This is a genomic window from Halorussus limi, assembly GCF_023238205.1.
Taxonomy (GTDB): Archaea; Halobacteriota; Halobacteria; order Halobacteriales; family Haladaptataceae; genus Halorussus; species Halorussus limi.
On record NZ_CP096659.1, the window covers coordinates 2,985,030 to 3,000,036 of the forward strand.

16 protein-coding genes are annotated in these 15,007 nt (G+C 56.1%); 11 read left to right on the forward strand and 5 right to left on the reverse strand.

The genetic code is table 11. The features are described 5' to 3' along the window. The first annotated feature begins 80 nt into the window (after nt 1-80). Nucleotides 81-365, forward strand: coding sequence for a translation initiation factor eIF-1A (locus M0R89_RS15290; protein WP_256468568.1), 285 nt, complete (start codon nt 81-83; stop codon nt 363-365). A 104-nt stretch (nt 366-469) separates the two neighbouring features. Here M0R89_RS15290 and M0R89_RS15295 read toward each other — a convergent pair whose 3' ends face one another. Together M0R89_RS15295 and M0R89_RS15300 are read right to left on the reverse strand one after the other, a co-directional pair. Next, a complete protein-coding gene (locus M0R89_RS15295; RefSeq protein ID WP_248649945.1) occupies nt 470-2,701 on the reverse strand; it encodes a CDC48 family AAA ATPase in 2,232 nt (743 codons plus the stop codon). A gap of 34 nt (nt 2,702-2,735) precedes the next feature. Continuing rightward, the gene (locus M0R89_RS15300; protein ID WP_256468589.1) at nt 2,736-3,236 is read right to left on the reverse strand and encodes a macro domain-containing protein; all 501 of its coding nucleotides are present in this window, start codon (nt 3,234-3,236) and stop codon (nt 2,736-2,738) included. Nucleotides 3,237-3,731: 495 nt separating this feature from the next. On the opposite strand from M0R89_RS15300, the gene M0R89_RS15305 reads away from it, so the two are divergent. From M0R89_RS15305 to M0R89_RS15325, 8 genes are all read left to right on the forward strand, one after another. After that, nucleotides 3,732-4,973 (forward strand): MFS transporter, encoded by a 1,242-nt coding sequence (locus M0R89_RS15305; RefSeq protein ID WP_248649947.1) that lies wholly within the window; start codon nt 3,732-3,734, stop codon nt 4,971-4,973. A gap of 233 nt (nt 4,974-5,206) precedes the next feature. Continuing rightward, nucleotides 5,207-5,392, forward strand: coding sequence for an amphi-Trp domain-containing protein (locus M0R89_RS23460; RefSeq protein ID WP_248654383.1), 186 nt, complete (start codon nt 5,207-5,209; stop codon nt 5,390-5,392). 327 nt (nt 5,393-5,719) lie between these two features. Further along, the gene (locus M0R89_RS15310) at nt 5,720-6,061 is read left to right on the forward strand and encodes a DUF7344 domain-containing protein (protein WP_248649948.1); all 342 of its coding nucleotides are present in this window, start codon (nt 5,720-5,722) and stop codon (nt 6,059-6,061) included. Between the two features lie 339 nt (nt 6,062-6,400). Beyond that, entirely contained in the window at nt 6,401-6,640 is a 240-nt protein-coding gene (locus tag M0R89_RS23465) for a helix-turn-helix transcriptional regulator (RefSeq protein ID WP_368408879.1), read from the forward strand. 100 nt (nt 6,641-6,740) lie between these two features. Further along, complete coding sequence (locus M0R89_RS23630) at nt 6,741-6,830, forward strand: hypothetical protein (RefSeq protein WP_497007278.1); 90 nt, start codon at nt 6,741-6,743, stop codon at nt 6,828-6,830. 267 nt (nt 6,831-7,097) lie between these two features. Beyond that, nucleotides 7,098-8,429, forward strand: a complete 1,332-nt coding sequence (locus M0R89_RS15315) for an MFS transporter (protein WP_248649949.1) — start codon at nt 7,098-7,100, stop codon at nt 8,427-8,429. A gap of 605 nt (nt 8,430-9,034) precedes the next feature. Then, nucleotides 9,035-9,688 (forward strand): DUF7504 family protein, encoded by a 654-nt coding sequence (locus tag M0R89_RS15320; protein WP_248649950.1) that lies wholly within the window; start codon nt 9,035-9,037, stop codon nt 9,686-9,688. A gap of 614 nt (nt 9,689-10,302) precedes the next feature. Continuing rightward, on the forward strand, nt 10,303-10,554 hold the full coding sequence (locus M0R89_RS15325; RefSeq protein ID WP_248649951.1) for a thioredoxin family protein: 252 nt from the start codon (nt 10,303-10,305) through the stop codon (nt 10,552-10,554). Nucleotides 10,555-10,703: 149 nt separating this feature from the next. Here M0R89_RS15325 and M0R89_RS15330 read toward each other — a convergent pair whose 3' ends face one another. Then, nucleotides 10,704-11,012 (reverse strand): DUF7344 domain-containing protein, encoded by a 309-nt coding sequence (locus tag M0R89_RS15330; protein ID WP_248649952.1) that lies wholly within the window; start codon nt 11,010-11,012, stop codon nt 10,704-10,706. 204 nt (nt 11,013-11,216) lie between these two features. Here M0R89_RS15330 and M0R89_RS15335 point away from each other — a divergent pair, with 204 nt between their 5' ends. Then, a complete protein-coding gene (locus tag M0R89_RS15335) occupies nt 11,217-11,609 on the forward strand; it encodes an NUDIX domain-containing protein (RefSeq protein ID WP_248649953.1) in 393 nt (130 codons plus the stop codon). Nucleotides 11,610-11,639: 30 nt separating this feature from the next. On the opposite strand, the gene M0R89_RS15340 is transcribed toward M0R89_RS15335, so the two are convergent. Further along, complete coding sequence (locus M0R89_RS15340; protein ID WP_248649954.1) at nt 11,640-11,846, reverse strand: hypothetical protein; 207 nt, start codon at nt 11,844-11,846, stop codon at nt 11,640-11,642. 69 nt (nt 11,847-11,915) lie between these two features. On the opposite strand from M0R89_RS15340, the gene M0R89_RS15345 reads away from it, so the two are divergent. Then, nucleotides 11,916-12,797, forward strand: a complete 882-nt coding sequence (locus M0R89_RS15345; protein ID WP_248649955.1) for an NAD(P)-dependent oxidoreductase — start codon at nt 11,916-11,918, stop codon at nt 12,795-12,797. 283 nt (nt 12,798-13,080) lie between these two features. Here M0R89_RS15345 and M0R89_RS15350 read toward each other — a convergent pair whose 3' ends face one another. Beyond that, nucleotides 13,081-14,946, reverse strand: coding sequence for a cation:proton antiporter domain-containing protein (locus M0R89_RS15350; RefSeq protein ID WP_368408839.1), 1,866 nt, complete (start codon nt 14,944-14,946; stop codon nt 13,081-13,083). Between the last annotated feature and the right edge of the window lie 61 nt (nt 14,947-15,007).

Sequence of the window (15,007 nt, forward strand, 5' to 3'; positions counted from 1 at the left end):
GACGATTCTATGAATTGGGGTGCCCTTGTTGTCAGTAAGGACTCAAGAGGTTTTTTCCGTGCCCGGAGTATCTACGACGTATGAGCGAAAACGCAGACCGTCGAAATCTTCGCATGCCGACTGACGACGAGTTATTCGGCGTCGTGACCGAACACAACGGCGGAAACCACGTCTGCGTCCGGTGTGAAGACGGGAAGAATCGAATGGGCCGCATCCCCGGGCGGATGAAGTACCGCGTCTGGATCGAACAAGACAATGTCGTCCTCGTCGAACCCTGGGACTGGCAGGACGAGAAGGCCAACGTCGAATGGCGCTACAACCAACAGGATGCCGACCAGCTCCGCGCTGAAGGTCACATCGAATAGGCCGTCCCGCTTTTACAGGACGAACTTTGCGTTCAAACCTGGTCGGTTAGCGCTGTAGGCGAGACGCAAGTCGTAGTCACAGAGATCCTAACTAGCACCGAGGGTTAACGGAACCCTCGTGGTCCACTGACACTGCCGTCATCGAGTTGGCCATTCTCGAAGTCGTCCGTGATACGTTCGTACCGTGTTTCGACTGTCTCTGTCATGGTCGGACGAACATCCGCAATTGCCTTGCTGAAATGATGCAGTGCAACCTCTGATGGCTCCGCCTGTTCACGCAACGCTTTGATTGCTGCTTCTTGGGCGACCGCTTCGATGTCACTTCCGACGTACCCTTCAGTCATCTCTGCGAGGTCTCGGAAACTCACGTCCGATGCGAGTGGTGTGTCATCTGTCTGTACCTTGAAGATCTGTGTACGTCCCTCAACGTCCGGTGCGCCAACGTTGACGAGTCGATCGAATCGACTGGTCCGCAGGATTGCTTCGTCGAGCATATCCGGGCGGTTCGTTGCCCCGACCACCATGACGTCCTCTAGCGGTTGGATTCCATCGAGTTCGGTCAGGAGTTGATTGACGAGTCGATCCGAGCTCTCCCCACCCAATCCCTGTGAACGGCCAGCTGCAAGGCTATCGAGTTCGTCGAAGAAAACGACCGCCGGTGCAGACTCTCGTGCTTTCCGGAACGTGTCGCGGATCGCCGCTTCGGACTCCCCCGTCCATTTTGAGAGTATTTCGGGACCCCGAACCGGGATGAAGTTCGCGTCAGCTTCGTTCGCAACGACTTTCGCGAGCAGGGTCTTCCCCGTCCCCGGTGGTCCGTAGAGAAGCACTCCCGTGACCGAATCGATTCCCAACCGATCGAATTTCTCTGGCGACTGGAGCGACCATACGATGCTCTCTCGGAGGGCCTGCTTCGCGTCCCGGAGCCCGCCGACGTCGTCCCACGTTACGTCTGGGAGTTCGACGCGCACGTCACGTAACGCGGAGGGCTTGATCTCGCTGAGAACGCTGTCGAAATCGGTCGTGGTCACGCTCATGCGATCGAGGAGTGCCGGTGGAATCTCCGCGTCCTCCTCGTCGTCGAGGTCAATATCTGGCAGATACCGTCGGAGTGCGTGCATCGCTGCCTCTTTCGCCAGTGATGCAATGTCTGCGCCGACGAATCCGTGGGTGTCGGCAGCGAGCTGGTCGAGGTCAACGTCGTCGGCAAGTGGCATGCCACGCGTGTGGATTTGAAGAATTTCCTCCCGGTCGTGTGCGCTGGGTACGCCGATTTCGATTTCGCGGTCGAATCGTCCGGGACGCCGAAGTGCGGGATCAATCGCGTCAGGTCGATTCGTCGCGCCGATTACGACGACGTCACCGCGATTTTCGAGGCCGTCCATCAACGGGAGGAGTTGGGCAACGACGCGTCGTTCGACCTCGCCAGTCACGTCGTTACGCGTGGGCGCAATCGAATCGAGTTCATCGAGGAAGATGATGGCTGGCGGGTTATCGCTAGCAGACGCGAATATTTCGCGGAGTTCCTCCTCGGATTCGCCGTAGTACTTGGAGATGATTTCCGGACCGGCAATCGAGTGGAATGAAGCGTCGGTTTCGTTGGCGACCGCCTTTGCGAGTAACGTTTTTCCGGTACCCGGTGGCCCGTGCAACAGGACACCCTTTGGTGCCTCGATGCCCAGCTTTCGGAACACCGTGGGATGGGCAATTGGAAGTTCGATCATCTCACGGACGCGTTCGACTTCGTTTTCGAGCCCGCCGATCTCCTCGTATGTGATGATGTTGTGGTCGTCTGTCGTGGATTGGTCGGTCACTGGTGTTTCACGAATGGTGATGCTCGTTTTCTCGGTGATTTTACCGGTCTGGTTGGGCTTGATTTCGAGTGCGATGAGCGAAAGCGTCTCGCCCGGTGTTTGGACGAACGGCTGGTCGGAGGAATCGACCGGAACGAGGTCATCTTCACTGACGGGCCGATTACGGAGTTGGTGTTCGATGAGACCTGCGACATTCGGGCCGATGGGAACGTGGACCTCCTCTGTCGGTGCCAAGATGATGTGCCTGATAGCCCCGAGAGTGGCCTTCTGCACCGTAACGTGATCGCCGAGCGTGACGTCGGCGTTTTGTCTCGTAAACCCGTCAATACGGATCGTTTCGTCGTTCCAGTCCTCGAAGTCGGTCTGCTGGACCTTCGCAACGGTCGTAGTACTGCCCTCGATGGTCACGAACCCACCGGGCGTGAGCTGTAGTTCCTCAAGCACGGTAGGGGCCAGTCGGGCAACTCCCTGTCCGGTATCGTTTGCATATGCTTGCTTGACTTGGAGTTGGATGTCGCTCATGCTCTCACGCGATTCAAATGCAGGTACGAGAGATTCAGAGGCCGGTACTGAAAAAGGGTACGGACACCCCGAAAATCTCTGCTTGGGACGTTGTTCTGACCTCGTACGCGACAGCACGAAGCTGTTCGAGTTGTTGCTCTGTATGGCCAATAATCCGTACGTCAGCCAGCGAGGTGGGTTCGAACGCCCAAATCCTCTCACAGATGAATCGGGCGCCCGCCTCGAGTTCATAGCTGCCACCACCCCAGCCGAGGACTGGAAGGACGAGCGTTCGACAATCCAATGCATCAGCCCGTGCAAGTACGGTCTGAGTCACATCGCGAATGCTCTGCTCCGTTGCGTCGCCCTCATCGGGACTCGATATCGCATGGAGCAGATAAATTGCGTTCAGCCCATGGGGGTCAGTGACAATTACATCACTACAGGACACCGGTCGATGCTGATTAATCTCGTCCATTATCGGACCACGTGCCTGTTCGCAGATCGCGGCGCTGACACCACAGTCCATCGAAGAATCCGGACTATTTGAATTCACGAGTGCATGGGCCGTCGCCTCAGTAATAGTCCCCTGATCCAAGGCAAACTGTATAGTGAATATAGGGGAGAGGGAAGTAAAGGCTGTGGCTATTGGTATTTATTGACGCACACCCGATAATGGCACTGTAGGTAGTAATCTTCTCGAAAACGGATATCTGTAGTGGCGAGACTCCGAGTCTCCGTCAGAATGTGACTTGCCAGTCGTGACCGCAGTCGGGACATTTGAAGCGCAGGACCCTGTTGCCGTCACTGTCGTGGGAAGTCCCCATCTTATTCATCACAAGTGTGTCACAGGCAGGACAACTTGCTGTCACGGTTCAATCTCACCACGCCGTTGCAAAGACCTTGTCGGCCCCGATGGAGTCCGTAAGGTAAAACTGCGAAACCGAGAGAACCGCTCGGGGTCACTCCCCGAGGCACTCGACACTCTGTCTATAGGAATTTCTGGAATCAGAAGTCCTTTTCCCGCGTACGGAATACGACTGATGAGACCATGGGCTCGACGCGAGCAGAATTCTATTCCCTGTACTTGACGCGGTTTGCTGGCAGCCTCGGCTTCATCACCATCCTCACGCTCCTGCCAACGTACATCGACGTCCTCGATCCCTCAGGCGTTGCAGTCGGACTGTTCATCACCGCATTAGGCGTCGGGCGAACTGTTGCTATCGTCCCTCTAAGTTGGGCCGGCGATCGGTACGACAAACGGACCATCCTCCTCATCGCGCTCGTAACGAGTATCAGTGCATACCTGCTTTTTGCGGCGATTTCGAGCAGTCTCGGGTTCATCGCCGCGCGAACCTTACAGGGCCTTGGCATCGTCGGGACCGGACTCATCAGCCTCGCGTTGATCAGTGAACTCGCACCCGCTGGTGACCGCGCGAACGTCATCGGCAAGTACAACTCGTGGCGGATGGCCGCAGGCATCATCGGCACGCTCGGTGCCGGACTGCTCTACCAGCAGTTCGGCTTCACGCCAATCTTTGCGATCCTCGCACTGCTCCTCACGGCGGCACTGCTCGGTGTGTGGCTGTTCATCGATCCGGACGACACGTCAGTCTCTGGCTTCGCGTTGTTTGACCTCGCGTTCAACCAACGCATTCTCACGCTCACGAGTTTCCGCGCCCAGTACGCAGTAGCCGTCACCCTCGTCCGAAAGTGGGTACCGATCTACGTGGGCGTCTCCGCCGCACGCGGTGGCCTCGCATTAAGTCCGTTCATCGTCGGGACGGTCATCGCCGCGGAGAAGTTCATGAACATGGTCTCCCAGCCGTACATGGGTCGCCTTTCTGACCGGTATGGGCGAGCGCTGTTCGTGTTCGCTGGTGGCGGTATCTACGGGCTCGTGGCGCTCGCAATCCCGTTCGCTGGTCCCCTTGGCTCGACGCTCGGACTGCCAGGGACACTCCCCGTTCTCGGAAACGTCTCTCCAGCGTATCCCGTGGTGTTACTCCTGAATGGCCTGCTTGGTCTCGCCGATAGTCTACGAGAGCCCGCAAGTATGGCGTTGTTTGCCGACGAGGGCGATGGCGAGGGGATTGCGAGTAGTTTCGGAATTCGGTCGTTGGTCTGGCGTCCAGGAGCAATTCTCGCACCGATAGTTGGAGGCTACTTGATGAGCGAAGTGGGAATGGAATGGGTGTTCTTCCTCGGCGGTGCTGCGGCTTTAAGTGGCGTACTGACGTTCGTTCTCGTCCTCTCGTCAGTTCATGGTCAACGTGCACTCGCAGAGTGGTGATCGAACAGCAACTCCGCAATGCATCGATAGGGCTTCTTTGTTCCTAAGGAAGCACGCCAAACTGCTCCGGCGAGACAGTATTTCCTTGGCTGTGTACGGGTTTCATGCCGTTTTATCCTTCTCCTTGACGTGCCGATGAGTATGGGGGAACTCGAAACTGAAGCACAGAAATCACGGGCAGAGGTTGAAACTATCTCCGTGAGTTGGCCGACAAACTTGATGGAAGTGGTGATGTGACGCTTGAACTCGGTGGAACGCAGGTGAACCTAAATCCGTCTGACCCGATCGCCTTCAAACTGGAGGGCGAATCGGACTGGTCCGAAGTTGACGCCGAAGCGAAACAAAGTATCGAATTCGAATTGGTCTGGTGGCGTGAGGCCCAAACCGCGGAGGAAGGGACGTTGGACGTCCGGGAGTAACAATCCCAATCACGGTTTTACAGCTCGTTGGAATTGCTTTGTTGAAAACAGTAGCTGATAACTGGTTCAGGCTGCCTGCGATAAGTATAGCAGTAGTTGGTAACACGGTTTCTTTATTCAGAACCATCCGTGTAACCGTCGCGCAATATAGAGCGTCCATTGACCGAAACGGCTTTGTGGAGAATCATGATGTGGGACGATTGACCCAGATAATCAAAACGTAGCTGAGAATGAAAATCTCGTGGTTTGATACCGATAGCAATCAAATTCCCCACGTTGGCAAATGTGAGTCACAGCCTGAGTAGTCCGGCCCACGAAAGACACACCATGACAGACCCCACTAATTCGGCGTCACTCGACGCCATGTTCGACGAGCTGTGGAACATCTACCGCTATCGCCTCTTGTTGGCTGTTTCCGACCATACCCCACGCACCGAAGACGAGTTTACCCCCGAGAGCCTCGCGTCAGACGAGCCAGATGATGACGACCTCGACGGAGTAAAAACGGAGTTACAAAACACTCATCTGCCAAAACTGGCCGAGCACGGCTATATCGAGTGGGACGCCGAGACACAGACGATATGGCGTGGGCCAAACTTTGAGGAGATTGCGCCACTCCTCAGACCGGTGGATGACCACCGCGATGAGTTGCCAAAAGGGTGGCTATAATGGCAGCCAAGCAGATGGAGTCAAAGAACGCACATCACGGAAAACGGGTGTTACTATCGACTATGAATTCTGTCACCCAGTTTCTCAACACGACAACCGGGAGTTAATATGTTAACAATTCACAAGACTGCAAATCGTAGTGAGCGGATGAGCAGCCGATCACCAAACTACCGCTGCTCACAGAACAATGAGAGGTCTTTAGATCCCATGGATATACTCACCACTCTTACCAAACTGGTTCGGGACACAGACACCGGAGTGAAGAGAGAATCGGGAAGTGGACGCGACCGTCTCGCTGCTGCCGTTGACGCAGAGTCGGAGATGGATTGCGCCCTCCTCATGTGGGGCACCAGAAAGAAAACCCTCCTCAAACTGGTCGAATTGTATGGTGGGCGGGTACACCAAGCGGAGTTAGTTGATCGCACAGGGTGGTCAAAATCCTCAGTTAGCAGACATCTATGTGAATTGGAAACCGACGGTGCGATCGCCCGTGTTCGAATCGGGCGTGGCAAAATTGTTCTGTTTCCCGATGACCCGCGTCTGGATGACCTCTCGAACTCAGACATCACTGACCGATAACTCGGAACAGTGTGAACGCTTCCACCAGTTCCATGACACCCGCAACTGTCTCGCAGGTACTTCCCCTCGGTGAAACAGTCATGCTGGGGCGGTGTTCGGCGTGATAGGTGCGCTAATCGGTGAACTCCCCCAGCGTGTCTTCTATGCGCACGCTGAGACCATCTCGACCTGCCCGCCGCAAGTATCGTAGTCACGTCGTTGCTGATTGCTATACTAATAATGAGCGGTTCTTATCTAACTCCGCATAGATACCGTTCCGTGAATGAGCGAACACGATAAGTTCGCACAACACATTGAGCAAAATCACCGAATAAGTTATGTAATATTTACTAAATAAAGAAATAGTATTACCAACTATTGATAGGGCTTGTATTCACCAAATCGGACTGGCTCGTATCGTGAGTGAGTTCCTGTTTCGACAGATAGTAGTTTGAGGGTTTACGCGAATCACCCGTTTATGGCGCACGAACAGGCCGAGGCTGAGGGGCCTATTGACGCATTCCGGCAGTTCTTTGCCCTCCAACGAGACGTGCTGGTGCTTTCCCTGGCAATGTTCGCCTTTAGTCTGGGCTTCCAGATGACCTCCCGATACCTGCCCGAGTACATCGTCGCACTCGGCGCGTCTGGGTTCGTCGTCGGACTGTTCGGGACGGTCGGCAACATCATCTCGGCGGTCTACCCATACCCCGGCGGCGCAGTGTCCGACCGCATCGGCTCACGGTACACGCTCACGATCTTCGGGCTCCTCTCAACTCTGGGCTTTGGGTTCTGGTTCCTCGCACCTGCCATTGGGACGATAGAACTCGCAGGCGTTTCTCTCCCGCCCTGGATCTGGATTTTCGTGGGACTGTTCCTGGCTCAGGCGTGGAAGTCGTTCGGCCTCGGCGCGACGTTTGCGGTCGTCAAGCAGGCGACCGACCCGTCGCGGCTGGCAGCAGGCTTCGCCAGTACGGAGACGTTCCGTCGGACCGCATTTCTGATTGGGCCGGTGCTGGCAGCCGTCCTCATCGGGTTTCACCCTGACTTCACTGTGAACTTCCAATACGTTCTCGGGGTTGCAGTCGTCTTCGGGGCCATCGGCACCGTTGTCCAACATTTCCTCTATGATGCCAGTTCCGACACCATCGGGGACTCCTTCGAAGGCCTCGACCAGATTCGGCAGGACCTCCGGGACATGCCCGAGGAACTCCGCCCGCTACTCGTCGGCGATACACTCGTCCGCTTCGCAAACGGTATGGTCTACGTGTTCTTTGTCCTCGTTGTCACTCGGTTCCTCAGCGTGGACGTGGAGATGACCGTCTTTGTCGGTGGTTTCACGTACCCGATTGATCTTCCGCCGGAGGCGTTCTTCGGGTATCTGCTGGGCGTTGAGATGGTGGTTGCGTTGCTCGTAATGGCTCCTGCCGCCAAGGCGGCTGAGTACGTGGGACTCAAGCCCGTCGTCGCAATTGGATTTGCGGTCTACGCTCTGTTCCCGATTGTACTTATCAACACCCCCGAAAGCACACTTGCCTTGATACTCGTGTTTGCGTTCTCGGGACTTCGTTTCGCGGGCCTCCCCTCGCATAAGGCACTTATCGTCGGGCCTGCCGAGCAGGATACCGGTGGCCGCGTCACGGGCATGTACTACTTGCTCCGGAACACGATGGTCATTCCGAGCGCGGCGCTCGGCGGTTACCTCTGGGACTTTGTCAGCCCCGAGATCACCTTCACGGTCGCGTCTGTCATCGGGCTCGTCGGCACCGGCTACTTCCTGCTCTTTGGCAAAGAATTCGACGCGTACCGTTAACCGGCTCCATCCATTGTCTTGCTACGCAAGATCAGTATATTCAGCACAGCTTTGTAGACCGGACTGGTGATTGAGAAAAGTAGTACCATAAGGTGCGCACTACGTACTTACCAGCCCCCGTCCCAGTCCCATCCGTTATTACTGATTTCAAGAGCGAACTCAGAACCTATCATCGACTGACTGAGCGTAACTTATATCCGGGGCCTCCATCATATATCAAGGTACCCGAGACTCCGTCCCGTCCTTTCTTCGTTCGCCCATCGGGGTGCCGCCAGTATGGAGGCATCATTCGATGGCACTGCTCTGAGATGCGCCGTGCCGGATGATTCCGCCGACCATTGGTGGCCAGCCGTGGGGCTACCAACTGACGGGGCTGGGCAGCCATCTACAATCATGACCACTGAAACTGACCTTCCCTGTACGGACTGTGGCACGGACCTCCATGAACGAACCCTGCCAGCTCACACGCTCTTAGCCTCGATTGAAGGCCATCAATACATCAACGTAGCTGACTGTCCCACCTGTGGTGCTCGGTATTATCCCGAGCAGACAGTAACAGTACTTGCAGAGGTATTGGGAGCACAGCGAACGGAGGAGGAGAGTTAATGCCTGTGGACACCTATTGCGGTGTCGACAACGAGGACCAACTCAGCGACGTTGCGGACGCTGTTTCAGCACCAACCACGATGCTCATTGCGGGCACAGTCGACCCGACGGAATACGCACTCGGTCTCCGCCTATTAGCGCACGCGGGAAGTGCTGATGATACTGCGATCATCGTCACGACCACAGAAGGCCGTGAGCAGGTGATTGCTCACACCCGGGATGGCGTCGTCGAAGACGAGGTGCCTTCGGTGGCCGTGGTCGATACCGTGTCTGAAGATCAGTACCTTACCGCACCGTACGCAGATATCCCCACGGTCTATATGCCCTCAGCGGGGGATCTAGAACGGGTTGTAATCGGCCTATCAGATTTGACCGGGACTGTCGTACCGTCTACGGGAACTCGACACTTTGTCATCCGGTCGCTCACACCACTGATTGAGGGAGCAACTACGGAACGGGTCTGTCGGCTTCTTGAACGAGTGAAGGGACTTCGAGTGGGTGACGGACTCGGAATCTTTGGCATCGATTTTACGGCCCACGACGAAGAGACAATGAACGAGTTGACAGCGGTGGTAGACCGCCTGCTGTGGGTGTCCGAGGATTCTGACGGGGGATTACAGTTCGAACTCCGAACAACGAGACGTCGCCTCTAGCACTAACGCATACTGTTAAGAAGGCCGTCAGTAGAGGTGTAGCATCGAACTTCACATCTCTCGTGGCCACACAGGAACTAGTCTCATCACAGCAGAACTTGATAGGTCGGGTGAGATGGACATCTGCGGAGAAAGGCGATAGGATGAAATCGACCACGTTTGAGCTTGTAATTAAGGACAAACAGGTTTAGTTCGTACTCACCGGAGATGGAAGTGGCGACGCCGATGCACCGGTCATCGAACGGCGGAACCAACTCGGTCGATTATATCCCCCGGCAGATGGCCTACGATTCGACGTATTCGATGTATTCGCGATAGACGAGGTTTCGGGAGAGCCCATGTTCAAGCGCGGCTTCCGAGATTGCGTCTGCCGTATCCATTCCCTCGTCCACATAGCGTTCCGCCGTTCGAACAGCGGGACCCAAACTTGGATACTGGTTCATGACTGCCTCGGTCGGACGAAAATACCGCTCGCCCAGTACACGTCTTTCATGTAGTCCTTCCCGTAAAAAAGTGTGTGTAAGGACACCACACACTACGTCCGATAACGCGGTGGCCAAAGGACAAGAGAACAATTGAAGTAGATCGATTGGATAGACCGAAGACGCACATTAATGACCGAGATACTCCAATTTTCGACGCCCTCTTGCGGCCAGTGTCCGCAGCAAGCAGAAATCCTCCAATCGCTGGCAGCAGACCGACCAGATGTACAGTTCGAGAAAATTGATGCGACGGAGGCGACGGCCAAAGCCAACGAGTACGGTGTGCGGTCCGTCCCGTCAACAATCGTTCTTGACGATGATGGAACGGTCATCTCGAAGTTCGATGGTCTGACGCAAGCCAACGCAATTGAGAACGTTCTGTAGCAACGATTTCTCCATATAGCATTCGTCCCTTCAAGTCACGATTTTAGGTAGGCTGTACTATGAACGGATTCTTACCTTGCAAAACCCTCTTCTTCTAATAGAACCGCTCCGACCGTATACAATGCAGAGCGTGAATTGAATAGCGGTGATTATAATTTGTGTTGAACAATTCGTCTTTCTTGGTCATACTCGATAATGTTGGCCTCTTTGAGCTTCGGGATATGAACGTGATAGAGTGACGCATGAACACGCGTGACCGCCTCTGTGGTCGGAGAAGCTTCGCCATTCTCACGTTTCGCAACTTCATGAGCTAAATCTGTCAAGCTCATCGACGTCTCGTGACTCTGTAATGTCGAAAGGACGTATCGTCGCCGTTCAGCCCGTAGCACGTCAAAAAGAGTATTGACAGACACGGTGTCGCTCTCAACGAGGTCAAGAAACTCCTCCAACTCGTCCATTGGTAACGACTATCAATCTACTAGTCTATATTATTATGGTTTTGGGAAAGAGCAACTATACAACGTCTGCGGATGCGATAAATTGTGTGTCACGTTCCCACATTTAGAGAACCGGAATCAGGTTATCTGTACCAAGCTGTTTGATGCGATAGTTTCGACAGCGAGACCTGTACCTCCTTGTGGTCGGCCGGCTGACTGTCTCTTATGGTGGAAGTTCGAGCACTCACGACCGATGCCGTGATCGTGCTCGACGGGGAAGTACTGCTCCTCGAACGTGACCATCCTCCGTTCGACGGGTATTGGGTGCTCCCCGGTGGCGTCGTCGAACGGGACGAGACCGCACGGGAGGCGTGCGTCCGCGAAACGAGAGAGGAGGTCGGACTCGACGTCACTGTCGAGGAGTTCGTCGGTCTCTACGACGATCCAGACCGCGACGAGCGCGGGAACGTCAGTGCGGCGTATCGGTGTACGCCCGCCACTGACGACCCGCCGGTTCCCCGCGAGGAGGCCCGACAGGTAGCGACGTTCGATCCGACTGACCTCCCGGGAATGGGCTTCGATAACGAACGGATCGTCACGGACGCGCTCCACGAATGAGATGTCAACCGTCGAGGGGGCGCGGGTTTACTATCTCAACCGCGTCGTCGGACTGTCTAATTCGAATCGATTCCCCGACGGCAGGTCGTACATCTCCTTGGTGTTGTCCCGAGTCAGAACGGCGCTGGACGCGTGTTCGGATTCCAGCATCTCGACTTCGACGACGCTATCGTCCGGGAGTACCATGTACTCAGGCCAGTTGAAGACGAAAGTCACGACGAGACCGTCAGCCAACATGTCTTACACGTTCGATTCCGGATTAGTAGGCAGTAATGCTCAGGAGGAATCCGGTCAAAGCACGAAACGATGAGCAGTCAAATCGTCGTCCATCCTGAATTCGACCGAGTGTGGCCGTTCGCAGCCGACCACCTACACAGTCTCTGGGCCGAGCAGGGACCAGTTGAGTTCACTCGACTGGACGACACCGACAGCCGCGATTTGTGCCAGGTACTTCCAGATCCGCAGACGGTCACCCGGTTGGTCTCTCTCGGGGTGCCTATCTCCAACGACTGTCTCGATCAACTTACTGCGCTCGAAGAAGCAGTCGTCTACTCGCCATCTTCGATGTATTCCACGGACGAGGAGATCGCTACCCAACTCGAAGCGAGCGGGGTAACCGTCTATCGCCAACCGTCAGAGGGGTTCTGGGGCCAGTCGGTCGCCGAATTCGCAGTCGGGTTGACGATCGCAGGCCTTCGCCGGATTCCCCAACTCCACAAGGAGATTATCACCAACCAAGAGCCCTGGGACTACGATCCGGATGAGACGCCCGAACCAGGTGGACGCGGCCACCAGTTCGGTGACGACCCCGCGTTCACCAACGGGACGATTGCAGGCAAACGCGTCCGAATTGTCGGCGTTGGCAACATCGGGAGCCGATACGCGGACTTCACCTCCAGCATGGGAGCGACTGTCGCCGCGTACGATCCGTATGCCGATGAGCCCTGTTTCCACCGGTCAGACGCCCGCAAGGTCTGGCGGCTTGACGAACTCGTGACTAACGCCGACATCTTCGCTCCGATGGTCCCGCTGACTGAGGAGACAGAAGGACTGGTGACAGCCGAGCACATTAACGCACTCCCAAGCGGCTGTCTCATTGTGCTTGTCACTAGAGCACAGGTTTGCGATATGGAGGCGGTGCGTGACCGCGTCAGCGCCGATGAGATTGCGCTTGCCGCGGACGTCTAGGACATCGAACCGCTCCCCCTCGACGATCCGCTTCTTGATCGACATAACGTCGTTCATACACCTCATCTCGCCGGACGTACACGCCACGCAAACGAACAGTGGGCTGAAACGCTTGCTGCACAGTTCAAACCGAGGAACTAGAGGTTCAGTTTCTACTCACACTTCTCGGCAGTTACTGACGTCAAACCTAGTAGGGATCTGTCATAAAGAGATATAGAATCCATATCGAACAAATACCGGATTTTTACGCTAATCGGACGCCTGCGAGACGCTTGTTAACCGGTCAGGCGTGGAGTTCGGGGTGACACCGTTCAAGCGCTTCGTGGACTGCGTTGCGGCGACCGACAAATGTGAGGTGGTCACCCTGCTGGAGCAACAAGTCCGGTTCGGGAATTTGTGACTCGCCGTCGCGACTGACCAGCGCAATTAGCACCCCATCGGGGAGTTCCCGATCGAGATCGCTGATGGTTTTTCCGACGAGTCGCTCTGCCGTCACCTCGATTTCTTGGACATCACCGGTCCGCCCGAGTTCCGACATCCACTCCGAAAGTGCGGGCCGCTCGACCGCGTTGTCCATCGATTGGGCAATGGACTCGTCCGCCGAAATCGCACGAACACCGAGTTCCTCGAACGCCTCCGCGTTGCCCGGTGTATTCACGCGTGCAATCACCGTCTCGACATCGAACTTCGAGTTGGCCAGTTGGGCGACGAGCAGGTTCGCATCGTCATCCCCAGTTGCAGCGGCGACGATCTTGGCGTTCTCCGCGCCGGCGGATGTAAGCACATCGCTGTTAGCACCGTTACCATGGTGGACGGTGAACCCGGCGTTCCGTGCTGTCTCGACCGTTGCTTGGTCCTGCTCGATGATGACGACGTTCTCGCCCCGGTCCTCCAGTCGTTCGGCGAGACCACGACCGACGCGGCCCCCGCCAACGATGATGACACGCATTGGAATGACGTCGAGTACTTCTGCGATGTGTCTGGCAAAACCTCCTTCGAAAACGACCGTTGCCAAAATTACGAGGAATACCGTTCCGACGAGGGTCGTTGCTGCCTCGGGACTGGACGACCGAAGTTGTAACGCGAAGAGGGTCGCGACGCTCGCCGGGATGATTCCGCGCGGGGCGACGGTACTCATGAAGAGTTGTTCCCGAAACGTGAACTGATCGCCGTAGGTACTAATCAAGACTTGAAGTGGGCGAACGAGACACGTGACTCCAAGGACCACGAGGAGACCCCCAACGCCCAGTGCCAGCAAGTCGTCGAACGAGAGCAGTGATGCAAGGACAATGAAGACAAATGATAGCACGACGAGAGTGATATCGCCCTTGAACGCGGCGATTTCGTCTTCGTAGGGGAGATCGGCATTGCCGAGGAGGACGCCAGCTGTTGCGACAGCGGCGATCCCTGATTCGTGGGACAGCGCTTCTGCAACCCCATAGGTTGCGATTGCACCGATAAGGATAATGAGCCGTGAGTTCTGGACGGCGTTCGTTGGCGATAAGTCAACGTGTTTGAGCAGGTACCACAGGATGCTCGCGGCGAGCACGCCGACGAGGATACCAACACCGAGTCGAGTGATGAACGATTGAAACAGGCTCGTCGTCTCGGGATTCCCTGGCGTAACGAGATCGAACACGACGACGGAGAGAATCGCTGCCGTCACGTCGTTGACGATCCCTTCCGTTTCGAGTGCTGCCCCAACCCGGTCACGCACCGGCACGACGTCTAGGAGCGGTGTAATGACGGTGGGTCCTGTTGCGACGAGTAAAGCTCCAATGAGAAGTGCCAGTCCCCATGAAGTACCGAGCGCGAGTCGGACAACGATGGCAGTTCCGACCAGCCCGATGATTGCACCGACCGTTCCGAGACGGAACGCGGCCCGTGGCGTCTGGCGAAGCTTCTCCCGTTTCAGGTGGAAGGCGCCCTCGAACACGATGATTGCGACACTCAGGCCAACGATTGCCGGGAGTGACGAGCCGAAGGCCGCTGGCGTGATAATGCCGAGTCCCTCTGGTCCCACCGCAATGCCGGCAAGGATGAGAAACAGGACGCTTGGAATTTCCAGCCGGTCGGCTAACACCTGGGCAGCGACACCCAACCCTAAGATGGTCACCACAAGGGGAAGTAATCCAGTCCCCGCACTCACGATCGAGACACCTGTCTGGATGAATTCGCCCGTGATATAAAGGTGCCGTGAAATTCAGGTA